Raw genomic sequence first — 24,912 nt, 5'->3', positions numbered from 1 at the left:
TCCTAAATTTCTAACGATGGCGACTTACATGGTAAAGCTATTACGTTCAGAGGCTTTTACCCCCGCCAATAATTTTTCAGCTTCATTTTTGTAATATACGCCTTTTTCACCACTGAGTTGGATCGCAAAACCTTGTGGCTTTTTGCCTGATTGTTTTTGCGAAATCCAAATGACTTTTCCTGTTAACGGAATCTTTTGTGATTGTTCAGGTAAAGTCGCCAACAAGAAAACTTCTTCACCCATTTTCACGGCTTGATTAGAAGGCACAAATAAACCACCGCCTTGCACAAAAGACATATAACTTGCTTGTAAAGTTGCACGATCTGCAATAACAACTTGTAATAAACCGCCCATACGTGGTTGCATCATTATTTCCCCAAATTATGAAACATTCATTAATTGTATAGAAAGTTGATCAATAATTAGATTGGTTTGCACATTTTGATCAACTTTTCTTTTTGATTGCTGCAAACCTTCATAGATTGAAAATAATACCTCTAAAACATACTGCTCTGCGAGTGTATTTAAAGTCAAATCGGTGTTTTTTATCTGTTGTTGTAATTTTACCGCGATCATATCCGCCAATAAATACTCAAACATTTCAATAAAATCTTGAAAATTGAGTTCTTTATTCCATTTGGTCGCAAATTGCATAGGCATACTTTTTTGCGTGACTAATTTTTGCCAATCTTGCACAAATTCAGCACGACGATTTAACCATTCTTTTTGGGCTAACTGCATGGCTTGTAATGGCATTTGATTCGACAAATTCATTAACAATTGAATTTGTTGTGTAGATGCCGTCGTTAAATGTTGTTGTAAATAATGCTGTGCTTGCTCAGGTGCAATACGATCTAAAGCAAAATGCTGTAAACGACTGCGAATGGTCGCAGGTAATTTTAGATAATGCGCTGCCAATAAAATAATCAGCACCTTTTCGCCCGGTTCTTCTAAGGTTTTTAGCAATGCATTGCTTGATGCGATATTCAATGCTTCCGCAGGCTCAATCACGATTACCCGCCAACCATCTACCGTTTGCTGCACAAAAGGCAAAAGCTCACGAATTTTTTCGATTTTAATTTTGGCATTTTGCTTTTTATTGTCTTCATCCGTACTGATATGCACATAATTCGGATGTGTATCTGACTTGAGCCACAAACAACTACTACATTCACCACATGCTGCATCAGGTTGTTTATTTAAACATAACACCCACGACAAAAAATGCTGCGCAAATGCATGTTTGCCACAGCCTTTTTTACCGTAAAACAATAAACCATGTCCAAGTTGTGGAAAACGCCCAGTTAACGTTTTCCATACATGTTCTTGCCAAGGATAAACTTGATCATTGGAAGGATTCATACTCATTTTTGCAGCCAATTATTCAAAATTTGACACATCCATGGCATTTAAACGATCCAAATCTGCTTGTGTATCCACACCCGGTGGTAAATTCACTTGCGCAACATCGATGGCAATGCGATGACCATTCTCCAAAATACGCAACTGTTCTAGGCTTTCTAGCTGTTCTAATGTTCCCATATCCCAAGTCACATAATCTTGTAATAAACGCACACGATAAGCGTATAACCCTAAGTGACGATAAGCATGACGATGCAAATTTTTCACCTCTTGCTTTGCACCTTCACGGTCATAAGGAATCGGTGAACGACTAAAATATAAAGCTTCATTCAATTGACTCATCACCACTTTGACAATACTGTCACGCTCGAATTCTTCAAGTTGATGAATCGGTTCACACAACGTTGACATTGAACAATCTGGTTTTGCCACCAATAAATCAGCAACTTGATGTACCAATGCCGCAGGTAATAAAGGTTCATCACCTTGCACATTCACAATAATATCATCCGCTGCCCAACCTTTTAGGCGAGCAACTTCACTGAGACGGTCTGTACCTGACGGATGATTTGGATTAGTCATCACCACATCTACACCTTCCGCACAACATACCTCAGCAATACGTTCATCATCCGTTGCTACACATAAGTCATCAAAATCCAAAACTTTTTTTGCTTGATCTACCACACGTAAAATCATTGGGCGACCATGAATCAACAGCAATGGTTTAGCCGGTAGTCGAGAGCTCGAATAACGTGCAGGAATAACGATATGTTTCATTTTATTCACCTTGTGAAAGTGCAATACCTAGTTCAGCCAGTTGCTGATTTAAGACGTGATAACATTCATCTGAAAGCACAGCTTCCACAGGAATCACCCAAATTTCACGCTGAAAATGCGGGTGTTGTTTTAACAGCGGCAATAATTTTACGGCATCTTTTTCAGTCGTAATAATCGGGTTGCTATCTTCAAACTGTAAGTCTTGAATTTCATAATCATAATGGTCTGGAAATTCATGACATTGAAAATGCTGTACGCCCATACTTTCCAAGGTGTGATAGAAGCGCTGTGGAAAACCAATTCCAACCACAGCATAATAATCCAAACTGGAATCAAAAATCTCAGCTTGGTCATAGCTTGGATTGAGTAAATAGGGTGCCGCAACTTCTAAATGCATATTTAATGCAGACTGCGGTTGATGTGCATGTTCAATCACCGTACTCTGCCGTAAACGAGATACTGGCTCTCGCAAATAACCTTCAGGTAAGAGTTTTTCATTCCCTAACCCACGATTATTATCCAAAACAATCCACTCAATTTGACGTTCTAATGCCCAATGTTGTAAACCATCATCACTAATGATCAGATCAAGTTCATGCTGTTTTAATAACAATTCAACACTGGCTTTGCGATTTGAACCCACCACCATCGGCACATCAGTGGATTGCACAATCAAACATGGCTCATCCCCCACTGTTTCAGGCACAGAATCCAAAGTCACTTGCGCAGGAAAAGGACCATTACCACCATAGCCACGGCTAATCACACCAACACGCACACCACTTTCTTGCAAATATTTAACCAAATGAATAAGCAATGGTGTTTTACCACTCCCGCCCACAGTAATATTTCCAATAATCATCACAGGCACAGGCGCACGATAACGCTGTTTAATACCAGATAGATAAAGCTGACGGTTGACCACAAAACCCAAACGATAGAGCCATGACAATGGGCGCAAAACAATCAACCATTTTGCTTGTCGGTTCCAAGCATTTTGAATGATTTGCGCTATAGACATAAGGTGTTATTCCTCAAAGCTACGTTCATGTAATTGATGATATGCACCATGTTGCGCCAAGAGTGCTGCATGTGTACCCTGTTCAATGATACGCCCTTTATCCATAACCACAATCACATCTGCATTCTCAATCGTCGAAAGTCGATGTGCAATCACAATCGTCGTCCGATGTTCCATCTGCTCATCAAATGCTTTTTGAATAAAATGCTCTGATTCATTGTCCAAAGCACTGGTCGCTTCATCCAAAATCAGAATTGGCGCATTTTTCAAAATCGCACGAGCAATTGCAATACGCTGACGCTGACCACCCGACAGAGTTAACCCCTGCGCACCCACCTCAGTATCATAACCACGGGGTAATGCCATAATAAAATCATGCGCATATGCCGCTTTTGCTGCAGCAATCACTTGCTCATCGGTCGCACCTTCAAGCTGACCATAAGCAATATTCTCACGAATACTACGGTTAAATAATACAACTTGTTGATTCACGATTGCGATTTGAGTTCTCAAACAAGTGATTTCGATGTCTTGAATTTGATAACCATCTAGTTCGATTTGCCCTGAGCTAATCTCATTATAACGCATGAGTAAATTCACTAAAGATGATTTACCTGCACCTGAGCGCCCAACGATTGCAACCGTCTGACCTTTCTCAATGGTCAAAGTAAAATCTGAAATGGCTTGATAACCATCAGGATAAGTCATATTGACATGCTTAAACTCAACACGACCTTGCAACTGCGGTGTCAATGTCCCGGTATTCTTTTCTTCAGGTAAATCAAGCAATTCAAATACAGAATGTGCTGCAGCCATACCACGTTGCAATTTTTCATTCACATCCGTCAAAGTCTTAATCGGCTTACTTAACATACCTGCCGCAGTGATATAAGAGACAAACTCACCCGCCGAAATATCCCCAATAATTTCGGGACGTAGTGCAATCCACATGATAATACTGAGTGCAATCGACATGATCAATTGAACGATTGGACTATTGAGCTGTTGCACCACCACCATTTTCAAACCACGCTTTAAGTTTTCTAAAGAGTGATCCTTAAAACGTGTTTGCTCAGCTATTTGTCCACCAAAACCTTTCACCACCAACTGACCATTCACCGACTCTTGTACCACATGGTTCACATCCCCCATGGTATTTTGCACTTGGGTCGATAATTTACGCATTCGTTTAGAGGCTTTACGAATAATCACCCCAATTAATGGTCCAAAAATCAAAATACAACAGGTTAATTTCCAATTGATATACAACAAATAGCCCAATAGAGAGATAGTGATCAAGCCTTGTTGTACGATAGTTTTAAGTGATTCTGTAGATGCGGCTGTCAACTGCTCGACGTTATACATAATTTTAGCTGTGATATGACCACTGCTATTGTCTAAATAATACTGCGCAGGCAGTCTTAACAATTTAGCAAAGACTTCCTGACGAATATTAAAGATTAAATTTCGTGAAATCACCGCAGTGAAATAACCACCCATAAATAAACCCACGCCACGAAAGAACATGAGCAATACCACTAAAGCAGGAAATAGCGTCGTAAAACTACGGTCTTTTTCTTGAATGGCTGTGATGATTTTTTCAAGTAGTTTTGCAACAGAAACTTCTGTTGCCGCGTTTATTGCAAAACCTAAAACGACTAAAATCGCTATGCCCCAAAATGGCTTTAAATAACTTAATAGTCGTAAATAGACTTTGAAATCTTGTTTCACTAATTAATAACCTCGGGATGGAACTTTGGTGCTGATGTTGATATTAACAAAACCGAGTTGACCTGCAACATCCATCACGCGAATGACATCTTGATGGGTTGCTTTTGCATCAGCAGCAATCACAAACATCAGATCACGCCGATCTTGGGATGTTTGTTTAATTGCGGTACTCAAATCTGCTGTTTCTTTAGATGAAAGGGCCTGACCATTCACAGCATAATGTCCACTTGAGTCTACCACGACTTCAATTTTATGTTGGTAGTCTTTCGGTGGCACACCTTGCGCGTCTGGCAGAGATAAATTGATACGGCTCTGCTGTGTAAATGTCGTAGTTAACAACAAAAACACCAAAATAAACAGCAAGCAGTCAATCATTGGCGTTAAATTAATGTGCAGATCTTCAACACTTTTTCTTTTAAATTTCATTGAAGTTGCCTATTTCTAACCTGCAATTTTTAAATCTTTATCAGTTTGTATTGTATCATTTTGTTGATAAAACAAAGCTGCGTGAAATAAAGTTGCTTGCTGCTCAAGCTCTGCTACATATTCTTGCACTAAACGTTGAAAATAACGATATGCAAACAATGCAGGAATTGCAATTAGCATCCCTGCCGCCGTGGTAATCAGCGCTTTTGAGATTCCAGGAATCATCATGGTTGGATTGGAACTTGATCCTAAATCAATCACCAAAAAGGATTCAATAATCCCTACAACCGTTCCCAACAACCCTAATAATGGCGCAGCAGCACTCAAGGTGCCTAAAAAATTAATATTTTTCTCTAAATATGAAATTTCACGAGATGCCGTAGCTTCCATTTGTGCGCGTGCAAATTGCTCACCCTTACTCGCTGCATCCAAACCTTCATGAAAAATAAATCCCAATGAACTTTGGCTCGCATTTTGGTCTGCTTTTAAGTTGTCAATCACCACAGACACTGGCTGATTTTTTTGAATCAGCAATTTTTTTGGCAAGACAACTACACGCCGCAAACGAATGAAACGTTCAATTGAAATAGCAACGGTAAAGATTGAGCACAATACAAGCGGCAGCATCAGCCAACCGCCCGCTTTGACGAGTTCCCACATGTTTATTTCCCCAAATTTAATTTTTAAAACATGATCTATAAATTTTATTATTCAGCTAAACAAATATTTAAAATGCCATCTAACTCATCCAGTGAGTTATAACTGATTACAAGTTTACCTTTTCCTTGCTTATTGTAATCAAGTTTGACATTTGCACTAAAACGCTCAGCAAGTTTTTGTGTTAACTGCTCAACGTCAGGTGCGATCTGTTTAACTTTATCTTGCTTCGGCGTATTCCAATCACGCACCAATTGCTCAGTTTGACGTACAGATAAACTTTTTTCGATGACTATTTTAGCAATCTGCAATTGATCTTTGGCTTTGAGGGTTAAAATAGCACGTGCATGCCCCATATCCAAAGCACCTTGCTGCATCAAATCTTTAATTTCATCCGCTAAACTTAAGAGACGCAATAAATTACTGACTGTAGTACGCGCTTTACCCACCGTCTCTGCAATTTCTTGATGGCTTAAACCAAACTCTTCATGAAAACGCTGCAATGCCAATGCTTGGTCTATTGGATTCAGATCTTGGCGCTGAATATTTTCAATCAATGCCAAAGCAATGGCAACTTGATCGGTTAAATCACGTACAATCGCAGGTATCTCAGTTAATCCCGCAATTTGCGCTGCACGCCAGCGACGCTCACCCGCAATAATTTCATAGGGTATAGCAGAATCATCAACAGGACGAATCACAATCGGCTGCATTACACCATGCTTTTGAATCGATGCTGCCAGCTCTTGTAAATCTTGTTCATGAATAAAACGGCGAGGTTGATACTCCCCTCGTTTTAACTGACTGACATCAATTTGTTTCAACTGACCATGATCTAAGGCTTGTGCTTCAAGTTGTAATTTTTCTTTTTGAATTGAGCCCAATAATGCATCTAAACCACGACCTTTTGCCAAGCCTCGTTTTTTAATGGTCATGCTTTGCTTCCTTTTTTCACTTTACTTTTTTTCAACATTTCTGCGGCTAAGTTAAGATAAGCAACCGCACCCTTAGAGCTTTTTTCAAAATAAATAATCGGTAAACCATGTGCAGGGGCTTCAGCCAAGCGTACATTACGCGGAATGACCGTTTCGTAAAGTTTTTTACCAAAATATTGTTCAAGCTCTGCCGATACATCACGGGTTAAGGCATTACGTGCATCATACATGGTACGTAACACACCAATAATCTCTAACTCAGGATTTAAAGCTTGTTGAATTTTATCAATCGTTTGTGTGAGATCAGCCAAACCTTCTAAGGCATAATATTCACATTGCATTGGAATCAATACACCATGTACTGCCGCCAAAGCATTCACAGTAATCAAACTTAAACTTGGTGCACAATCGACAATAATATAATCAAACTGATGCTCTATCTCTTTTAACGCTTCACGTAGAATAAACTCACGCCCATCCTGATCTGCGATCGCCAACTCGACACCCGCCAAATCACGATTTGAGCCCAAAACTTTATAACCCACTTCTGCTTTGCTAATCGCTGTTTCAATAGGCACTTCACCTAACAAAACATCCGTAACAGAATACAATAGGTCATTTTTTTGAATGCCTGAACCCATCGTTGCATTGCCCTGTGAGTCCATATCCACCAATAAAACACGCTTCTTTAAAACTGCCAAAGAAGCAGCCAAGTTCACTGCTGTTGTGGTTTTACCTACGCCACCTTTTTGGTTTGCGATTGCTAAAATTTGAGCCATGGTAACCCCAATGCTTAAGATGAGTTAAATTTGTTTTAATAAAAGAAGATGACGCTGTTCGTCTAAACGCGGCACATGCAATTCGATAATGTCACAACTAAACTGTGCTTTCAGCTGTGCAACTTCATCATCAGGAATGAGACCTTTCATCGATGCAATAATACTCTCTGCATGCATAAATGGTTTTGACGCTGCAACAAAGTCGGTGAGTGATGCAAAGGCACGGCTTGTAATAACATCAAACTGGCCCAACGCTTGAATGCTGTCTTCATTTTCCACACGAGTTTGTACTGCAACGACATTTTGTAATTTTAAGTCTGCAATAAATTGTTTTAAGAACCGAATTTTTTTACCATTTGAATCTAGCAATACACATTGGCGTTCAGGCTGACACAACGCAATGATCATGCCAGGCATACCACCACCTGTACCAATATCGAGCAATCGACCTTCAGGTAAAACATTTAAAATGCTTAAACTATCCAGAAGATGTTTCACCAACATTTCTTTAGGATCACGAATCGCGGTTAGATTATACGCTTTGTTCCACAGCACAAGCGCATCTTGATACTTTAATAAAAGTCCGAGTGCTTCATCGCTGAGTTTTAACCCAAGCTTTTCACTGCCTTGCTTTAAGTCTTGAAAATATGGATGCATAAACACGCAACATCTCTAAAAAATTATTCAAAGTATACCGATTTCTTGAGCGTGGAACACTAGTAAACGATGAGTTAATACGCAATTAAGCAAATGAACTGCTACTTAAACGTATTCACCTTGTCGAATCTGCAAATCTAAAGCCGTTAAACGTTCAGGCGTACCAACATCCACCCAAGCTGCTGACATTTTTTCGGCAGAAATTTTCTGCTCTAACATCGCTTGCTTTAGTAATGGCGCTAAAGGTCGTTTCCCTTGTGCCAAACCATCAAACATTTTAGGATCTATCACCGATACACCACTAAAAGTAAGATGCTCACCCTCTACATTTTGATCAAAAGTATACGCTCGACCATTTGCCAAAATAAAATCGCCATTTGGATGCTGACTTGGATTTTCGACAAAAACCAAATGTGCTAAATCATCAACCAATTTTACATCTAATAATTGTGCAAAATCGAAAGTCGTCCACACATCGCCATTGAGCAAAATAAACGGTTCTTCACCAAGCAAAGGCAAAGCATTAATAATACCGCCTGCCGTTTCTAAGCCCTCATTTTCACGCGTCCAACGAATGCTCACACCAAATTGCGAACCATCACCCAATGCCCCAATCAAGACATCAGCCAACCACGCGGAATTGATGATAATCTCAGTCACACCAATATTTTTTAACTTTTCGATATGCCAAACAATTAAGGCTTTTCCACCAACTTCAAGTAAAGGCTTCGGTTTGTATAACGTCAACGGACGCATACGATTACCCAAGCCTGCTGCTAAAATCATGGCTTTCATTTATGCAACAACCTCGTATTTACCATATTTTTGTTGAAAAGCAGGTAAAACTTTAACATGTATAAATTGCATAAATGGTTGTAGTTCTGCATACGGCTGAGACTCTTCCAGTAAATACCACATCACACGTGGTAAATCTTTAAGATAACCTGACTTGCCATCACGCTCGAACAAACGCACAAAAATACCTAAAATTTTAATATGACGCTGTATTGCCATGAGGTCTGCATCTTTTTTAAATTGCTCAAAATCGCGACCTTGTTTTTGTACTTCAGGCAACAAGTCATAGAACACTTTAAACCATGTATAAACACGCTCAGCATTCCACTGTACATAAGCATCACGGGTAATCGAGATTAAGTCATAGGTATCTGCCCCAATCACTGCGTCTTGGAAGTCAATCACACCAAGATCAGTCTCATTGTCTAACTTCATCAAGTTACGACTATGAAAATCACGATGTACAATGACTTGGGGTTGTGCTAATGCCGCATTCGCCAAAATTGCAAAAGTACGCTTAATCAAGGCACTTTCATCTGCACTCGGCTGAATCTTTAAAGAAGGCAATAACCAATCTGTGAACAATTCCATTTCTGAAATCAGTTTTTCATATGCATACGCTGGAAAATACCCTTCACCTTGAATGGTTTGAAGTTGTACCAACTGTTTAAAACTTTGTAGATAATATTGATCTACAGTATCATCATCTAACAAAGTCGATAACAAAACATCACCAAAATCCTCAAGCAATAAAAAGCCTTGCTCAAGATCTTTAGCCACAATATGCGGTACACGTACACCATGTTGGTCAAAGAATTCATCAATCGACACAAAAGGTACACAATCTTCTTGTTCAGGAGGTGCATCCATCAACATAAATGTTTTATTATTCAAGCTAATTCGTGCATAACGACGGAAACTAGCATCGCCTGCTAAAAAGTTGATTTCAAATTGATCTGAATTGAGTACAGATGTTATCCATGTTTGTATCAATTGTTCACGTTGTGTTTTCATTTGCAATTAAATCTATTACAGGCTGTTTTTTTGAAGTGTTAAGTGTAGCTACTTATCAACTTTTTCTCTATGATTCGACAATAATTAATTGCGATCTGCATACTTGGTTAATGAGACAAATGAAGCATCAGTTTAAATTTAATCCTTTAGCGACTGCTATTTTGACACTTCTTTGCGGAAGTTCAGTATCCAGCTATGCCGAAGCTACGGACACTGCACCAGCGGTAGATAATGAAGCATTAAAGTCTGCCCTTCAGGAAAGTTATCCTGGACAGAATTTTTACGCTCAATACTATGTCAATAAAGATTCAGCACAAGCACAAGTGCGCAATATTGACAATGCTAGCAACCGCTACTGTGATGGTGTTTGGGTCACACCATTTAATACCGATCAAAAAGCAGCACCACCTGAAGAAACCACCTCCATCATTACAGCCGATCATGGCTATTACAATCCAAATGGTGACTCCACGCTTACAGGCGATGTCGTGATTGACCAAAATGGACGCATGGTACGTGCTGATGAAGTTGTGATCGACAAAACCCAAACTTTTGCTAAAGCCAAAGGCAATGTGCAAATGGCACAAGGTGGTTTAATCGCACAAAGTGACCAAATTGACTACAACTTAAAAGAACAAACTGGCGAACTCAATAATAGCTTTTATATTGCTGAAGCAACCCATGCCCATGGGCATGCAAAAAAAATTGAAAAAACCTCACCAAGCACAGTCGTACTCGAAGATGCAAGCTATAGTACATGCCCACCAGAACAATCACCAACATGGCAAATCAAAGCCAAACAGATTGAACTTAACCAAGATACAGGTCGTGGTGTTACTCGTGGCACGAAACTTTATATCAAAGATACCCCAGTTTTAGCTGTACCGTATTTTAACTTTCCTATTGATGACCGCCGTACAACAGGGATCCTCAACCCAACCTTCGGTTTTACCAATGATGGGGGTGTGGAGGTTTCCGTCCCTGTCTATTTAAACTTAGCACCAAATTATGATGCAACCATTACCCCTCGCGTGATCAGCGACCGTGGTGTACATGCATCAGCTGCATTTCGTTATTTGACAGAAGATTTTGGTGCAGGTCGTATTTGGGGAAGCTACTTACCTTCTGACAAAGAATATGATGATCAAGATCGTAAAGACTTACATTTACTGCATGCTTGGCAAATCAACGACCAATGGTCAACTAATTTAGAATATAACTACGTTTCAGATAAAGACTTTTTCTCCGACTTAGACAGTGACCCCAACTCACGTACCGAGTTAAATCAACGTCGCGCTTGGGAGTTAAATTATGGGCATGGTATTCCGGGTTTAAATGCCAAATTACGTGTCGAAGACTTCCAAACCCTAGATAAAAGTATTCCTGATGTCGACAAACCCTATGCACGTTTACCGCAATTATTGGTCAATTATGTCAAAGGAAATCCGCAAGGCTTACAATTTGAGTTTAATAACGATACTGCGTACTTCCAAAAAGATATTAATGATTTTAATCAGATCAATAGTACAAATTCTTCCGTCTACCAACCCAGTGGTACACGACTGTATAATGAGTTCACGGCGCGTTATAATTTCCGTAACCCGTGGGGCTTTGCAATTCCTCAAGCCAGTGTACGTACTTTAAATACTTTTTATGATCAAAAAACCATTGATCGTATCGATGCGACCAATTCAAACCTAAGCAATGATAATAAAAATAAATCCGTAATCGTCCCAGAGTTTACGTTCGATACAGGTTTAACCTTTGAACGTGAAGGCAAATATTTACAAACCATTAGCCCACGTGCATTTTATGCGTACGCACCTTATGAAAATCAAAATGGTTATCCAAACTTTGACTCTACCACTGCATCGATCAGTTATGATCAATTGTTTAACCCACGTCGCTTCTATGGACATGACCGACTAGAAGATAACAACTTCCTCTCTTTAGGGGTAAGTTATAGCTTATTTGATACCGTAGGTTTAGAGCGTCTACGTGCAGGTATTGGTCAAAGCTTCTACTTTTCAGACCGCCGTGTAACCTTAAATGACTATGAAAACCAAAAGGATGAATTTGACACAGATCGCCAGTCTGGTCCTGTGCTTAGCCTATCTAGTCAACTAACAGAAAACTTTACAGTCAGCGCTAACTCAGCGTGGATGTCTAATGGCGATAATGCACAACGTGATTTCCAACTGTATTACACAGGCGATAAAGGTAACCTGTACAATATTGGCTATTTCTACCGTGATTATTTACCAGACCGACAAGACAAGTACGACCAAGTCGTTGCATCATTTATACAACCTGTAAAAGACAATTGGCGTATTATGGGCCATGTTCAATATGACATGGACAATAATGTCGCACGTGAATATCTTGCTGGTGTGAATTATGAGTCATGCTGTTGGGGTGTATCACTCTATGGCCGTGAATATTTTAATGATTTAGATAATGTAAATGACCCTGATGTCAAACCTAAACGTGCAGTCATGGTAGAATTTACATTAAAAGGCTTAGGTGGCTTAAATAACAAATTAAGCTCATTGCTTGAAAATCGTATCTTAGGCTTCGATAAAATTAATCAAACTTGGACACATTAATGAAGACGCAAAATTTAAAACAACTTTTTAAGGCTACCGCTCTCGCACTGTTTATTTCTTCATCAATGCCGACATTTGCTGCACCCACTGACCAAGTCATTGCAGTGGTTGGCGATCGTGCAATTTTAAAAAGCGACTTAATACAAGGAATGGCTGAAGCTACACATCAGCTGCAAGCACAAAAAAAAGAAGTTCCACCTGCACAGTTTTTACAACGCCAAATCTTAAATCAATTGATTATTCAAAATGCACAATTGGAACAAGTCAAACGCTATAATTTAAAAATTGACGAAAAAACTTTAAATGATGCAGTACTAAAAGTCGCAAATCAATCAGGTTCAAATTCACTCGAAGCATTTCAACAAAAACTAGATGCAATGGCTCCGGGCACTTATGAAGGTTTACGTAACCGTATTTCAGATGATTTACTCATTCAACGTTTACGTCAACAACAAGTCATGTCACGCATTAAAATTTCAGACCAAGACGTAGAAAACTTCTTAAAATCACCTGAAGGACAAGCCGCTGTTGGCAGTCAAGCACATGTCATTCATATCCGTATTTCAGGTGATGCCAATGCCAATGAACTTGAAAATGTAGCAAAGCAAATCAAAGCTGAGCTCAATACTAGCAATGACGTTAAAGCGCTAGAACAAAAATTTAGCAATGCACACATTCAAGTCGAAGGTGCTGATATGGGTTTCCGTCCATTATCAGACATCCCTGCTGAACTTGCAGCACGCGTGAGCGCTTTAAATGCAGGGCAAACGACAGACCTCATCAAAGCACAAGATGGCTTACATATTCTCAAGCTCATTGAACGTAAAGGTAACGAACAAAAAGCTTTAGTTACACAATACGAAACACGTCATATCTTAATTAAGACGTCTGAAGTCGTAACACCTGAAAATGCTAAACAAAGTGCTGAGAGTATTTTTAACCGCTTAAAAGCAGGTGATAACTTTGCCACACTTGCAGCTACATACTCAAATGACCCAGGTTCAGCACGTGATGGCGGTAGCTTAGGTTGGGTAAGCCCTGGGATGATGGTGCCTGAATTTGACAAAGTCATGCAAAATACACCCGCAGGTGAAATCAGCCAACCGTTTGAAACACAGTTCGGCTGGCACATTTTACAAGTGCAAGATATTCGCAAACAAGACATGACTGCCGAATATCAAAAACGAATGGCACGTCAAATCTTAGGTGAGCGTCAATTTGACTCTGAACTTGATGGCTGGTTGCGTGAATTACGTGCCAACACCTATGTTGAAATCAAAGATAAAAGCTTAGATGATAAAAATAATTAAGCTCAATAATTTTATCAACAATAAAAAACCAGTCTAAATTGGCTGGTTTTTTATAAAAGTAGTTAAATCGCACTTAAAATCAAAATGCAATATTTAACAAATCACTTTAAATGATTCAATATATCTTCAAAATAGCATCGCCATTTACAATATTAGATTTAATTAAAATCGTAGATTCAAAAAATTATCATTTTACAAACAATACAAATCCTTACTTTTTATGAAAAATTAAAATACTCAACAGCCTACTTATAGCACTTCCCATAAGCACAAACAGATGTTGAAGGTAATAATGTAGCAAAATAACGAAATTCCACTAGCTCATGCATAGGAATACTTTAAAGTTGTTCCATATGTACAAAAATTAAATATCAGTCAAATTCAACAATACAGTTTTGCGGCGACTCACTCTACAGTGATTTGCAGTCAACGCATTGGGCATTTATTGGTTATCTATAATTGAATATTATTTTTAGTACAAACAAACTTGATCAATGAATTGAGTAGCATATAGGTCTCTACAATCATTTTAGTGCTATTTTCAATATATAAAAAAATGGGCGCTTTCAAAGCACCCATTTCAATACATCAATTAAAATTTAATTCATGTCAAAATTATAAATTAACGATTGTTTTCGTCATCTTGTGAATCTTCAAACTTCGTTTCGCCTTCGAAACCAGAAGCTGATTGACCACCGAAGCCACCTTGACCACCGAAGCCGCCTTGGTTACCACCGAAGCCACCTTGACCACCGAAGCCACCTTGACCACCGAAGCCACCTTGACCACCAAAGCCACCTTGACCACCGAAGCCACCTTGGTTACCACCGAAGCCACCTTGACCACCGAAGCCACCTTGACCACCGAAGCCGCCTTGACCACCGAAGCCACCAGCTGCTTGACCAGGTGCACCAGCAGGCGCACCAGCAGGACGTGGATTACGTGCTGGAACAACTGTAGAAATCGCATGTTTATAAACCATTTGGCTTACAGTGTTTTTTAATAACACAACGTATTGGTCAAAAGATTCAATATGCCCTTGTAGTTTAATACCGTTTACAAGAAAGATAGAAACTGGAATACGTTCTTTACGGAGAGAATTTAAGAACGGATCTTGTAAAGTTTGACCTTTAGACATTTTATACTCCAAAAAAAAAATTAAATATCAGCGCAAAAACTATCTTTATTTTTCAATTAAAATTTATAAAAAAGATAGTAGGTAAATTTTGCTTTATCCATGTAAGTTTCGCAAGTCTTCTTGAGCTTGCTTTATAGTCAAATAGGTTTTAAATTGGTGAGATTCTTGCAAAGAACGTAACCAAGTGTATTGACGTTTAGCTAATTGTCGTGTTGCGTATAATGATTTATCCTCCATTTCTTGCTTGCTTTTAAGACTTCTATCACTATTTTTTAGATAATCTAAAGCTTGACGATAACCTACCGAACGCGCTGATGGCAAATTATCATTAAGATTATATTTTTCAATCAAAGCCTCAACCTCATTTAAAAATCCGATTTCCCACATATTTTTTAAACGAAGCGCGATTCTCTGATGTAATTCTACCCGATCTGGCAGCAATGCATAATTATGAAAACTGTAACGGTATGCGACATTTTTAGGTTGTTCTGCTTGTAATTTTGTAATCGCTTGCCCTGTCAGCTTATATACTTCTAATGCACGAATGATGCGCTGTTTATCACTCACTTTGAATTTTTCACCCGCAAGCGGGTCAACTGCTTTTAATTCCTCATACACAGCTTGCCAGCCCTCAGCTTCAGCTTGGGCTTCAATTTCAGCACGCACCGCATAGTCTGCACTCGGTAAGTTTGAAGACAAACCTTCAAGTAAGGCTTTAAAATACAACATTGTGCCACCTACAAGCACAGGTGTTTTGCCGCGTGTATGAATATCATCAATCAAAGCACATGCGTCTTCAACAAATTCAGCCGCAGAATATACTTGCAAAGGGCTAATAATATCAATGAGATGATGCGGATATTGTTGCTGCTCTGCTTTGGTTGGTTTGGCTGTTCCAATGTCCATATCTTGATAAACCAAAGCTGAATCCACCGAGATCAGCTCCACATTACCACGCTCATAGAGTTCACATGCCAAAGCGGTTTTACCACTTGCAGTAGGTCCCATTAAATTGATAACAGGCATTTGATTTGACATGAACAACTACTCTCCTCGAGCAAATAATTTATCTAATTGTGCCAATGGAAATGCCCGCCATGTTGGACGACCATGATTACACTGACTGGCAAATTCGGTTTGTTCCATCTGACGTAGCAAAGCATTCATTTCAGATAAACTTAACATTCGATGTGCACGTACCGCACCATGACATGCCATACCTGCCAAAATATGATCACGTTTTTGTTGCAGTGCTTGTGCTTCATCATTTGGGTCTAAATCATTGAGTAACTCTGGCACAAGTGCTGCAAAGTCCGCCTTATGTAAAATAGCAGGCACCCCTCGAATAATCACTTGTTCATCACCATATTGGTCAATATCTAGACCTAAACGTTCAAGTTGCGGCTTTAATTCTTCAACTCTTGTGGCTTGCATTCGGGTAATAGAAATCACTTTTGGAATCAACAGCTGCTGCGATGTCCAAAATTCAGGTTTATCCCATGCCATTTTCATTTGTTGCAACAAAATACGTTCATGGGCTGCATGCATATCAACAATAATCAAACCTTCTGTATTTTGCGCCAAAATATAAATGCCATGTAGTTGGGCAATTGCAATTCCTAAAGGATATTCATCAACTGTTGTTCGCTTCATCGCATTTAGCGCTGCAACTGATTGATCAAATGAAGCTTGATCAGATAGCCCGTTATTCACCTCTATATCGGATGTTTCACGTAAAGGCGTAAGATAACTTTTTAACGCATTATTGAGCTGCTGTGTGCCACGATATTGCTGTTGTGGTTGATAGTGCACAGCGTGTGGTTGATTTGAACTAAAATCAGTCAAAGCTTCAGGTTCAAGAGAGTGGTTACTCTCCAGTTCGCTTAGGCTATTTTGCTGCATGAGTTGTGACGTTGGCGTCATATCTCGGTGCAATTGAAATTGCTCTTGATAACGCGGTTGAACGGATTGACTCTGCGCTTGCACCTGCTCAACTTTCATAGCACTCGATAAATCAGCTGTTGCGGTTTGAAACTGTGACAATGTTTCTTTCGCAAAATGACGTACAAATTCATGCACTTCACGTTGATTTAAAAAACGAATTTCGTGTTTGGTTGGATGCACATTTACATCAATATTTTCAGGATCAACTTCTAAAAATAACAAATATGCCGCATGTTGATGTCCATGCAAAATCCCATCATATGCCATACGCAGTGCATGAGAAATAGTTTTATCTTTAACGATACGCCCATTCACATACACATATTGTAAATCGGCTTGAGCGCGTGCATCGGATGGATGTCCAAGCCAACCTGACAGACGCATACTGATGCTATCTGCATCGATCCAATACGCATTTTCAGTGAATTGACGACCGAGCAACTGTTGTACACGTTGGAAACGCAGCTCACCACTGTCCGCAATGGGAAGATTCAAACGAATATTCTCGTTATGCTCCAACACAAAACGAATATCAAAATGAGTCAAAGCAAGACGTCGAACAATTTCTTCAATATGTCCAAATTCGGTATTGGGTTTTTTTAAAAATTTACGTCGTGCAGGTACATTAAAAAATAAATCTTGTACCCGAATATGTGTGCCCTTTTGCGCTGCAATGGCTTGAATTTCTTGATGATCAAAAGCTGTGCCATTGACTTCAACTTGATAACCAACACCTGATTCATCCTGACTACTGCTCAATGTCAAACGTGACACCGCCGCAATTGAAGCCAATGCTTCACCACGAAAGCCCAAACTGACAATCGCTTGCAAATCATCGGCAGTTTGAATTTTACTGGTCGCATGCCGTGTCACAGAAAGCGCTAAATCTTCTGCGTGAATACCTTGACCATTGTCAATGATTTCAATCAAGGTACTGCCGCCATTCGCCACACGAATGATCAGCTCAGTTGCACCCGCATCAATTGAATTTTCAAGTAATTCTTTCACCACTGAAGACGGGCGTTCAATCACCTCACCTGCTGCAATTTGATTGGCAAGTGCAGGGTGTAATGTATGAATTCTTTTTTGGCTAGATTCCACTGTCGACATGCCGAAACCTATGCGTAATGATCCTGTAATTGTGTATAAAGTGCAGCATCATTCAGTTCAAGAATGACCTCTCGCATCTCTTCATGATTCGTTTTTAAAATGTTTAAAATCAGATCTGCTTGTGGAATTTCATCCCCCCCCTTAGATGGCCATTCAAATAAAAATAAAGCATTTTCAATATCTAAATAGTCACGAATCCCCATAAGTTCAAGTTCATAAGGGTCATTTAAACGATATAAATCAAAATGAAAAACATCTTTATGGTTGATTTTATAGGGTTCAACCAAAGTATAAGTCGGGCTTTTCACTGCACCTTGATGCCCCAATTGTTGCAACCAATAACGTGTCAGTGTCGTCTTACCTGCACCTAAATCACCAATCAAATAAATCACACCTTTTGCAAAATTTTCCGCCAAAATACGGGCGAGTTTTTGAGTATCTTGTTCGTTGCTGAGATTTAATTTAACTGAATACTGCATATTTGGCACGGCATGGTGAAAACAGACCAATATCATAACATTTCATAGCTTTCAATGTAAAAATTACTGTAGTGAAACAAAATATTTCATGTAATTTTCATTTAAAAAAGATCGTGGCTTAGAAATGCCCTGTCAATTTTTTCACTTTCAAAGGCATTATTTTAAATGTAATACTGCATCTGGCTTCAATTTTATCTAAAATCGATACGACCTTTTTAGCTTAAAATTACCGATTTATGTCCACCGCAAAATTTAAGCCACCGATGATTGACGGGGTAAATGCTAGTCAAGTCTATCTTCCTAAACTTGCACAACCCATGGGAAAATTATTTGATTATTTATGTGAAAAATTTCCACATATTGCAGCACACGAATGGCAACAACGTTTCCAAGATCAACTTATTTTTGATGAATATGGTCAGATCTTAACGCTCAATACGCCTTATCTTGAAAATAGTCATATTTTTTATTATCGTTTTTTAGAACATGAAATTCATGTTCCATTTCAAGCACACATATTATTTGAAAATGATCATTTTATTGCAGTCGATAAACCACATTTTTTAACCATCAGCCCTACAGGGCAATATCTGCAAGAAACTTTATTGGTACGGTTAAAAAAAGCCACCAATAATCCTGATTTAACCCCAATCCATCGTTTAGATCGTGAAACAGCAGGCATTGTTTTAATCTCAAAATGTGCTCAGACACGGGGAATATATCAGCAATTATTTGCTGAACGACAAGTGCAAAAAGTCTATCATGCCATTGCAGCTTATCGCCCTGAACTCATATTTCCTCAAGAAGTTAAGCTTAGAATGGAAAAAGGGCAGCCCTTTTATACCATGCGTATCGTTGATGGCGAGATCAACTCTAGTACAAAAATTCAATTACTAGACCATAATCACACTTGGGCAAAATACCAACTTCATCCTGAAACAGGTAAACAACATCAACTGCGTGTGCACTTAAATCACTTACATATTCCTATAAAAAATGATCCGTTTTACCCCACCGTGATGCATAAGAATGAGGCTGATTTTTCTCATCCACTGCAACTGCTTGCAAAAGAATTATGGTTTAAAGACCCGATCAGCCAAAAAGAAATGCACTTCACTACTTTAAAAGAACTGACAATTGAATGACATTGTAATGACAATTTTGTGTTTTTTCATGTCTAATCATTGAAATTACATTTAGTTTGATTAAAATGAAACATCCAAACGACAGCAAATTTTGGCTCATTCATGCGAAAAACCGAAGTCTATCAAGTACGCCTTGATTCACAAGAAAAAAAACAGGCTTTTGCTGTTTTCAAGCAATTAGGCATTACGCCTGCACAAGCAGTTCGTCTTTTTTTCAAACAAGTGGTTTTAACCAAATCCATCCCTTTTGCGATTGAAAATCAAAATATCAATATGGAACAGTTATTGAAATTAAAAAAAATCAAACAAGAGCAAGCACAACCTATAGAAGACAGCCCTCTTTCACATTTAGATGAAGACGATATTTTTGCTGAGTTGAATGCGATCCTGAATGAAAAAAGTGACAAAACTTAACAGTGTCTTATTTCTAAACAATTTTTTTGATTGAATATTCATTTTTTTCGTTATGCTCTCTTTACCACGATAACAAAACAAAGAGAGAAAAAATGATCGTAAAACGTGCTACTGAAAGTGACTTGCAACAACTTGCAATTTTGTTTGATGAGTATCGCCAGTTTTATGGTGCATCTTCAAATACATCTGAATCTTATCATTTTTTAAAACAACGTTTTGAAAATCAACAAAGTGTTATTTTTATTCATATTAAAGATGATGTCATTACTGGTTTTATTTTACTTTATCTTGGCTTTTCATCTTTAGCATGTTCAACCTATTATATTTTAGATGACGTCTATGTTACACCGATCTATCGACGCCAAGGTTCAGCAAAACAGTTGATCGATACTGCCATTTTATTTGCCAGACATGAAAATGCTTTACGCATTAGTTTAGAAACCCAAAAAACCAATTACCAATCTCATCAATTATACGAACACATGGGTTTTGTGCGTGACGATGAGTTTTGTACCTATCATTGTTTTCTCAAATAAATAGACATTGGTACGTATTATTTTATGTGAATATTCATCCTAAATATTCGATACATTCACTTTGATTTTTTGCAGCTTGAATCTGTTGTTCATTTAAATAGACATATTGCCCTTGTTCGAGTTGTCCTAAATCTAGCAAACCCACTTGCTGACGATGCAAAGTGATAACTTTATTACCCACAGCAGCCAACATACGTTTGACTTGGTGATATACACCTTGATGAATCGTTAAAGACAGTTTATTTTCTGCAAGTTTTTCAGCCTGACTTGCCGCATAAATGCCTTTTTCATTGCGCAATTCCACACCTTGCAATAACTGTTCAATTTGTATTGGGCTGATCGGATCTGCAGTTTCTACAATATACACTTTAGGTACATGTTTTTTAGGATGAGTTAAAGCCTGTAAAAATTGACCATCGTCTGTCAACAACAACATGCCCGTTGTATCTTGATCTAAACGACCAATGCACTGCACACCTCGATTTAACAACAACTCATCCATTAAGTCGAAAACACTAAAATGATGGGTAGCTTGATGTGAGCATTCATAGTCTTGTGGTTTATGTAGTGCTAAATAAACCTTTTCACGGTACTGATATTGTTGAGCGAAAACCTGAAACTTTAATTGCTGTTCTGCTATTTTAAATTTTACATCCGTGATCACTTGCCCATCTATCTGAACCGCACCACTTTTGATTAAGTGTTGACAATGTTTACGACTACCAAAACCTTGTGACTGTAAAATTTTTTCCAATAACATCATCTATGCACCATGAATCAAGCCTCGCTATTGTAACGGAATCATGCTGGATTTTGTGATTTGAGATAAAAATTCGGTTTATTGTGATGATATCGCTATACTATTCATGTTTCCCACCAACACTTTTGCATCAGAATTATGAATTTTGCATCACATCTTGATTTAAACTTAATTGTACTTTTGGTTTTATTGGCATGTGGTCTTTTTAGTCATAATAGTGCTGTGACCATTGCTGCTGCTGTACTGATCATCTTTCGGATTAGTCCTTTAAGCGAATATTTTTATTTATTGCAAAATCATGGTTTAAATATCGGGATTGTCATCTTAACCATTGGCGTACTTACCCCCATCGCGAGTGGTAAAATTCCTGGTGATGCGATTTTAAAATCATTTCTTAGTTGGAAATCTCTACTTGCTATCGCTGTCGGTCTTTTAGTGGCATGGTTAGGAGGACGTGGTGTCAAACTCATGACCAATCAACCCAATATTGTCGCAGGGTTGCTGATCGGTACTGTTGCAGGCGTTGCTGTTTTACGTGGCGTACCTGTTGGCCCCCTGATTGCAGCAGGAATTTTATCAATCATCATTGGGCTTTCTTAAGGCTTTAACCCCCATCTTGCTCAATGAAGACTTGTCTTATGCTCAATGCCAATATACTTCATCAAGCTCTAGCTTTCTTATAGAGAGCAACAAACCTATTCAGGTAATTTATGCCCGCAATGTGGACAAAAACAATATTTATTCCGCTCGCGTTCTAATGCGGCTTCGCGGCGTTCACGAATCAGTTGTAATACAATATCTTGCGTTTGTTCTGTAGATAACCCGACTTCCCTACGAATATTGTCTATTTTTTCTTCATCATCAATGATGTCAATTTCACAACTTTCCAATAAATCACGAAACTTTAATTCAAGTTGTTGTTTTCGCAATTCTAATTCATTGGCTAAACCATTGGCTAAAATACCCGCGGGTAATGCAGCCAAACCTACGCCAAGAATCGTAATAAGTGCACCTAAAAAACGCCCTAAAGGGGTGATCGGAGTGACATCACCATAACCGACGGTGGTCAATGTCACTACAGCCCACCACATGGAGGCAGGAATAGAACTAAATACTTCAGGTTGTACACGACTTTCAACCACATAAATACCTGCGGCTGCCATCACAATCATGATCAATAAAATAAAAATTACGGCTTGAAATGAGCCTCTTTCTCGTTCAATCACACGCAGTAAAATCTGTAATGAAACAAAATAACGCGTTAATTTTAATAATCGCAATAATCTTAAAATTCGTAGAAAACGTAAATCGATATGCACAAAGAAGTTAATATACGCAGGTAAAATTGCTAATAAATCAATAATTGCTGCACCACTAGTCACATAGTGCCAACGCTGTTTCCATTCCGACTCAAAAGGCTTCTCTTCAACTACGCTCCAAAAACGCAAAATATACTCGAGACTAAACACCACAATGGAAATATTTTCAAAAGTATCAAAATAAACGCGATATACCTTATAAATATCATTAATGGATTCGAGTAAAACAGCGATCACATTACCAATAATCAAAAAAATCAGTAAGAAGTTGACTGCACGACTAAACTTGGTTTCGTAGTCATCATTATGTAAGTTGTTGTAGACAAATCTGCGAAATGTATACCAAGCGGTTATTCTCATGCGTCATGCTTTGGAATGTATTTAAATTCTTATTATGGTAATACGCAGTTTTTCGCTTTACAAATGTTCATATCCTCACGACATATATTTTATACATTTTAAAATAGGGCATACCGAACATTCATAAATAAAATTTTATAAATATATAAATTTTTATTATAGTATCAATTACACTGTGCTGTTGCACAATCTCACCTACTACATAAATGGATCATTTATGTCATCGCAAAAGCAAAGCCAACTTCAACATGGCTTAAGTAACCGTCACATTCAACTCATTGCTTTGGGCGGCTCGATCGGGACTGGGCTTTTTCTTGGTATTTCACAAACCATTAAACTTGCAGGCCCTTCGGTTATTTTAGGTTATGCCATCGCAGGTTTAATCGCCTTTTTTATGATGCGCCAACTTGGTGAAATGGTGGTCGAAGAACCTGTTAGCGGCTCTTTTAGTTATTTTGCCTATAAATTTTGGAGCCCTTTTGCAGGCTTTATGTCAGGTTGGAATTATTGGGTACTCAATATTTTAGTGTGTATGGCAGAACTCAGCGCCATCGGTTTATATATACATTATTGGTGGCCTGACATTCCAACATGGATGTCTGCACTCGCTTTTTTTGTCTTAATCAATGCAATCAACTTAGTGCATGTCAAAGTTTTTGGTGAAATGGAGTTTTTATTTTCAATCATCAAAATTGTCGCAATCATCGGTATGATCGGCTTCGGTGCTTGGCTGCTCGCGAGTGGTCATGCAGGTGAAACCGCATCCATTTCCAATTTATGGGCTTTGGGCGGCTTTTTTCCGAATGGTTTGACTGGCTTAGTCATGGCAATGGCGATTATCATGTTCTCCTTTGGTGGTATTGAATTGGTCGGGATTGCTGCAGCAGAAACCAAAGACCCAACCAAAACCATTCCTAAAGCAGTCAATCAGATCGTTTATCGTGTTTTACTCTTTTATGTCTTAACCATTGTAGTTTTACTATCGTTATTTCCTTGGAATCAAATCGCTGAAGGTGGTAGTCCCTTTGTCTTGATTTTTGACTCTTTGGGCAGTCAAGGTGTTGCCACTGTTTTAAATTTTGTCGTGCTCACAGCAGCCATTTCAGTCTATAACGGAACAAGTTATGGTACGAGTCGCATGTTACTTGGACTCGCAGAACAAGGCAATGCACCTAAGTTCCTTCGTAAAATTAATCAACGTGGTATTCCCTATGCCGCGATTTTGACGTCGGCATTCGTCACTTTAATTTGTGTTGTGTTGAATTATATTTTCCCCGAAAAAGCTTTTAAATTACTGATGAGTTTGGTCGTATCCGCCATTGTGATCAATTGGATGATGTTGGCATGTACCCATCTTAAATTTAAACAGAAAATGCAAAAACTTAAGCACAATACACTTTTTCCAACCATTGCCTACCCACTGAGTAATTATATTTGTATCGCCTTTATGCTCAGTATTTTAGTCATTATGTGGTTAACACCCGATATGCGTATTGCGGTTTTATTGATTCCTGTATGGATCATCTGTTTGAGTTTAGCGTATGGGTTAAAGCAGAAAAAATGAATGTTATTTTAAAAAATCTAATTCAATATTGACTAAAAATAAATTGCGGACAGTATATTTAAAGGCACCC

At 38.6% G+C, this 24,912-nt stretch carries 25 protein-coding genes; 7 read left to right on the top strand and 18 right to left on the bottom strand.

Features of this window, described 5'->3' with window-relative positions:
* Nucleotides 1–24 precede the first annotated feature (24 nt).
* The 12 genes from HX129_RS02180 to HX129_RS02125 form a co-directional block, all read right to left on the bottom strand.
* On the bottom strand, nucleotides 25–366 hold the full coding sequence (locus HX129_RS02180) for a PilZ domain-containing protein (RefSeq protein WP_130073031.1): 342 nt from the start codon (nucleotides 364–366) through the stop codon (nucleotides 25–27).
* Between the two features lie 15 nt (nucleotides 367–381).
* A complete protein-coding gene (locus HX129_RS02175; protein WP_286435971.1) occupies nucleotides 382–1,362 on the bottom strand; it encodes a DNA polymerase III delta subunit-related protein in 981 nt (326 codons plus the stop codon).
* Nucleotides 1,363–1,380: 18 nt separating this feature from the next.
* Nucleotides 1,381–2,142: a 3-deoxy-manno-octulosonate cytidylyltransferase gene (kdsB, locus tag HX129_RS02170; RefSeq protein ID WP_286433288.1), complete on the bottom strand. Its 762-nt coding sequence runs from the start codon at nucleotides 2,140–2,142 to the stop codon at nucleotides 1,381–1,383.
* A gap of 1 nt (nucleotide 2,143) precedes the next feature.
* Nucleotides 2,144–3,163 carry a tetraacyldisaccharide 4'-kinase gene (gene lpxK / locus HX129_RS02165; protein ID WP_286433289.1) on the bottom strand — a complete coding sequence of 340 codons (1,020 nt, stop codon included), beginning with the start codon at nucleotides 3,161–3,163 and terminating at the stop codon, nucleotides 2,144–2,146.
* Between the two features lie 6 nt (nucleotides 3,164–3,169).
* Nucleotides 3,170–4,894, bottom strand: a complete 1,725-nt coding sequence (gene msbA / locus HX129_RS02160) for a lipid A export permease/ATP-binding protein MsbA (protein ID WP_286433290.1) — start codon at nucleotides 4,892–4,894, stop codon at nucleotides 3,170–3,172.
* A gap of 3 nt (nucleotides 4,895–4,897) precedes the next feature.
* Nucleotides 4,898–5,320: an ExbD/TolR family protein gene (locus HX129_RS02155; RefSeq protein WP_130072609.1), complete on the bottom strand. Its 423-nt coding sequence runs from the start codon at nucleotides 5,318–5,320 to the stop codon at nucleotides 4,898–4,900.
* Nucleotides 5,321–5,335: 15 nt separating this feature from the next.
* Entirely contained in the window at nucleotides 5,336–5,980 is a 645-nt protein-coding gene (locus HX129_RS02150; RefSeq protein WP_130072611.1) for a MotA/TolQ/ExbB proton channel family protein, read from the bottom strand.
* 47 nt (nucleotides 5,981–6,027) lie between these two features.
* On the bottom strand, nucleotides 6,028–6,912 hold the full coding sequence (locus HX129_RS02145) for a ParB/RepB/Spo0J family partition protein (RefSeq protein ID WP_130072613.1): 885 nt from the start codon (nucleotides 6,910–6,912) through the stop codon (nucleotides 6,028–6,030).
* A complete protein-coding gene (locus HX129_RS02140; RefSeq protein ID WP_130072615.1) occupies nucleotides 6,909–7,691 on the bottom strand; it encodes a ParA family protein in 783 nt (260 codons plus the stop codon). Before HX129_RS02140 ends, HX129_RS02145 begins: the two co-directional genes overlap by 4 nt.
* A gap of 24 nt (nucleotides 7,692–7,715) precedes the next feature.
* Entirely contained in the window at nucleotides 7,716–8,348 is a 633-nt protein-coding gene (gene rsmG, locus HX129_RS02135) for a 16S rRNA (guanine(527)-N(7))-methyltransferase RsmG (RefSeq protein WP_130072617.1), read from the bottom strand.
* A 105-nt stretch (nucleotides 8,349–8,453) separates the two neighbouring features.
* On the bottom strand, nucleotides 8,454–9,143 hold the full coding sequence (gene murU / locus HX129_RS02130) for an N-acetylmuramate alpha-1-phosphate uridylyltransferase MurU (RefSeq protein ID WP_286433292.1): 690 nt from the start codon (nucleotides 9,141–9,143) through the stop codon (nucleotides 8,454–8,456).
* The gene (locus HX129_RS02125; RefSeq protein WP_286433293.1) at nucleotides 9,144–10,157 is read right to left on the bottom strand and encodes an aminoglycoside phosphotransferase family protein; all 1,014 of its coding nucleotides are present in this window, start codon (nucleotides 10,155–10,157) and stop codon (nucleotides 9,144–9,146) included. It lies immediately after the preceding gene.
* Nucleotides 10,158–10,276: 119 nt separating this feature from the next.
* On the opposite strand from HX129_RS02125, the gene HX129_RS02120 reads away from it, so the two are divergent.
* Nucleotides 10,277–12,763, top strand: a complete 2,487-nt coding sequence (locus HX129_RS02120) for an LPS-assembly protein LptD (protein ID WP_286433294.1) — start codon at nucleotides 10,277–10,279, stop codon at nucleotides 12,761–12,763.
* Nucleotides 12,763–14,073, top strand: a complete 1,311-nt coding sequence (locus HX129_RS02115; protein ID WP_286433295.1) for a peptidylprolyl isomerase — start codon at nucleotides 12,763–12,765, stop codon at nucleotides 14,071–14,073. The genes HX129_RS02120 and HX129_RS02115 overlap by 1 nt, the downstream gene beginning before the upstream one ends.
* 622 nt (nucleotides 14,074–14,695) lie before the next feature.
* Here the strand turns inward: HX129_RS02115 and hfq are convergent.
* The 4 genes from hfq to tsaE all read right to left on the bottom strand — a co-directional run bounded on the left by hfq (nucleotide 14,696) and on the right by tsaE (nucleotide 18,744).
* Nucleotides 14,696–15,211 carry an RNA chaperone Hfq gene (gene hfq, locus HX129_RS02110; protein WP_286433296.1) on the bottom strand — a complete coding sequence of 172 codons (516 nt, stop codon included), beginning with the start codon at nucleotides 15,209–15,211 and terminating at the stop codon, nucleotides 14,696–14,698.
* Nucleotides 15,212–15,304: 93 nt separating this feature from the next.
* The gene (gene miaA, locus HX129_RS02105) at nucleotides 15,305–16,249 is read right to left on the bottom strand and encodes a tRNA (adenosine(37)-N6)-dimethylallyltransferase MiaA (protein WP_286433298.1); all 945 of its coding nucleotides are present in this window, start codon (nucleotides 16,247–16,249) and stop codon (nucleotides 15,305–15,307) included.
* 6 nt (nucleotides 16,250–16,255) lie between these two features.
* Nucleotides 16,256–18,265, bottom strand: coding sequence for a DNA mismatch repair endonuclease MutL (gene mutL, locus HX129_RS02100; protein ID WP_286433299.1), 2,010 nt, complete (start codon nucleotides 18,263–18,265; stop codon nucleotides 16,256–16,258).
* A gap of 8 nt (nucleotides 18,266–18,273) precedes the next feature.
* A complete protein-coding gene (tsaE, locus tag HX129_RS02095) occupies nucleotides 18,274–18,744 on the bottom strand; it encodes a tRNA (adenosine(37)-N6)-threonylcarbamoyltransferase complex ATPase subunit type 1 TsaE (protein WP_286433300.1) in 471 nt (156 codons plus the stop codon).
* A gap of 236 nt (nucleotides 18,745–18,980) precedes the next feature.
* On the opposite strand from tsaE, the gene HX129_RS02090 reads away from it, so the two are divergent.
* From HX129_RS02090 to HX129_RS02080, 3 genes are all read left to right on the top strand, one after another.
* Complete coding sequence (locus HX129_RS02090; RefSeq protein ID WP_286435968.1) at nucleotides 18,981–19,889, top strand: pseudouridine synthase; 909 nt, start codon at nucleotides 18,981–18,983, stop codon at nucleotides 19,887–19,889.
* A 102-nt stretch (nucleotides 19,890–19,991) separates the two neighbouring features.
* Nucleotides 19,992–20,303 (top strand): type II toxin-antitoxin system RelB/DinJ family antitoxin, encoded by a 312-nt coding sequence (locus HX129_RS02085; RefSeq protein ID WP_180045336.1) that lies wholly within the window; start codon nucleotides 19,992–19,994, stop codon nucleotides 20,301–20,303.
* A 92-nt stretch (nucleotides 20,304–20,395) separates the two neighbouring features.
* Nucleotides 20,396–20,839, top strand: a complete 444-nt coding sequence (locus tag HX129_RS02080; RefSeq protein WP_286433302.1) for a GNAT family N-acetyltransferase — start codon at nucleotides 20,396–20,398, stop codon at nucleotides 20,837–20,839.
* Between the two features lie 34 nt (nucleotides 20,840–20,873).
* Here HX129_RS02080 and HX129_RS02075 read toward each other — a convergent pair whose 3' ends face one another.
* Entirely contained in the window at nucleotides 20,874–21,599 is a 726-nt protein-coding gene (locus tag HX129_RS02075; protein WP_180045382.1) for a pseudouridine synthase, read from the bottom strand.
* 138 nt (nucleotides 21,600–21,737) lie between these two features.
* On the opposite strand from HX129_RS02075, the gene HX129_RS02070 reads away from it, so the two are divergent.
* A complete protein-coding gene (locus HX129_RS02070) occupies nucleotides 21,738–22,199 on the top strand; it encodes a DUF441 domain-containing protein (protein WP_130072640.1) in 462 nt (153 codons plus the stop codon).
* A gap of 95 nt (nucleotides 22,200–22,294) precedes the next feature.
* Here the strand turns inward: HX129_RS02070 and HX129_RS02065 are convergent, their stop codons facing one another.
* Complete coding sequence (locus HX129_RS02065) at nucleotides 22,295–23,278, bottom strand: ion transporter (RefSeq protein ID WP_180045335.1); 984 nt, start codon at nucleotides 23,276–23,278, stop codon at nucleotides 22,295–22,297.
* A gap of 217 nt (nucleotides 23,279–23,495) precedes the next feature.
* On the opposite strand from HX129_RS02065, the gene HX129_RS02060 reads away from it, so the two are divergent.
* A complete protein-coding gene (locus HX129_RS02060; protein WP_286433305.1) occupies nucleotides 23,496–24,842 on the top strand; it encodes an amino acid permease in 1,347 nt (448 codons plus the stop codon).
* Nucleotides 24,843–24,912: the final 70 nt, after the last annotated feature.

The organism is Acinetobacter sp. 251-1, assembly GCF_030329305.1.
GTDB lineage: Bacteria > Pseudomonadota > Gammaproteobacteria > Pseudomonadales > Moraxellaceae > Acinetobacter > Acinetobacter piscicola_A.
This window is presented reverse-complemented; position numbering and strand designations above follow the sequence as displayed.

What these genes read in the sequence shown, in the direction of transcription:
- HX129_RS02180 (WP_130073031.1), bottom strand. Translation starts at nt 366, where the DNA reads ATGCAACCACGTATGGGCGGTTTATTACAAGTTGTTATTGCAGATCGT.
- HX129_RS02175 (WP_286435971.1), bottom strand. Translation starts at nt 1,362, where the DNA reads ATGAATCCTTCCAATGATCAAGTTTATCCTTGGCAAGAACATGTATGG.
- kdsB (WP_286433288.1), bottom strand. Translation starts at nt 2,142, where the DNA reads ATGAAACATATCGTTATTCCTGCACGTTATTCGAGCTCTCGACTACCG.
- lpxK (WP_286433289.1), bottom strand. Translation starts at nt 3,163, where the DNA reads ATGTCTATAGCGCAAATCATTCAAAATGCTTGGAACCGACAAGCAAAA.
- HX129_RS02155 (WP_130072609.1), bottom strand. Translation starts at nt 5,320, where the DNA reads ATGAAATTTAAAAGAAAAAGTGTTGAAGATCTGCACATTAATTTAACG.
- HX129_RS02150 (WP_130072611.1), bottom strand. Translation starts at nt 5,980, where the DNA reads ATGTGGGAACTCGTCAAAGCGGGCGGTTGGCTGATGCTGCCGCTTGTA.
- HX129_RS02145 (WP_130072613.1), bottom strand. Translation starts at nt 6,912, where the DNA reads ATGACCATTAAAAAACGAGGCTTGGCAAAAGGTCGTGGTTTAGATGCA.
- HX129_RS02140 (WP_130072615.1), bottom strand. Translation starts at nt 7,691, where the DNA reads ATGGCTCAAATTTTAGCAATCGCAAACCAAAAAGGTGGCGTAGGTAAA.
- rsmG (WP_130072617.1), bottom strand. Translation starts at nt 8,348, where the DNA reads ATGCATCCATATTTTCAAGACTTAAAGCAAGGCAGTGAAAAGCTTGGG.
- murU (WP_286433292.1), bottom strand. Translation starts at nt 9,143, where the DNA reads ATGAAAGCCATGATTTTAGCAGCAGGCTTGGGTAATCGTATGCGTCCG.
- HX129_RS02125 (WP_286433293.1), bottom strand. Translation starts at nt 10,157, where the DNA reads ATGAAAACACAACGTGAACAATTGATACAAACATGGATAACATCTGTA.
- HX129_RS02120 (WP_286433294.1), top strand. Translation starts at nt 10,277, where the DNA reads ATGAAGCATCAGTTTAAATTTAATCCTTTAGCGACTGCTATTTTGACA.
- HX129_RS02115 (WP_286433295.1), top strand. Translation starts at nt 12,763, where the DNA reads ATGAAGACGCAAAATTTAAAACAACTTTTTAAGGCTACCGCTCTCGCA.
- hfq (WP_286433296.1), bottom strand. Translation starts at nt 15,211, where the DNA reads ATGTCTAAAGGTCAAACTTTACAAGATCCGTTCTTAAATTCTCTCCGT.
- miaA (WP_286433298.1), bottom strand. Translation starts at nt 16,249, where the DNA reads ATGTCAAATCAAATGCCTGTTATCAATTTAATGGGACCTACTGCAAGT.
- mutL (WP_286433299.1), bottom strand. Translation starts at nt 18,265, where the DNA reads ATGTCGACAGTGGAATCTAGCCAAAAAAGAATTCATACATTACACCCT.
- tsaE (WP_286433300.1), bottom strand. Translation starts at nt 18,744, where the DNA reads ATGCAGTATTCAGTTAAATTAAATCTCAGCAACGAACAAGATACTCAA.
- HX129_RS02090 (WP_286435968.1), top strand. Translation starts at nt 18,981, where the DNA reads ATGTCCACCGCAAAATTTAAGCCACCGATGATTGACGGGGTAAATGCT.
- HX129_RS02085 (WP_180045336.1), top strand. Translation starts at nt 19,992, where the DNA reads ATGCGAAAAACCGAAGTCTATCAAGTACGCCTTGATTCACAAGAAAAA.
- HX129_RS02080 (WP_286433302.1), top strand. Translation starts at nt 20,396, where the DNA reads ATGATCGTAAAACGTGCTACTGAAAGTGACTTGCAACAACTTGCAATT.
- HX129_RS02075 (WP_180045382.1), bottom strand. Translation starts at nt 21,599, where the DNA reads ATGTTATTGGAAAAAATTTTACAGTCACAAGGTTTTGGTAGTCGTAAA.
- HX129_RS02070 (WP_130072640.1), top strand. Translation starts at nt 21,738, where the DNA reads ATGAATTTTGCATCACATCTTGATTTAAACTTAATTGTACTTTTGGTT.
- HX129_RS02065 (WP_180045335.1), bottom strand. Translation starts at nt 23,278, where the DNA reads ATGAGAATAACCGCTTGGTATACATTTCGCAGATTTGTCTACAACAAC.
- HX129_RS02060 (WP_286433305.1), top strand. Translation starts at nt 23,496, where the DNA reads ATGTCATCGCAAAAGCAAAGCCAACTTCAACATGGCTTAAGTAACCGT.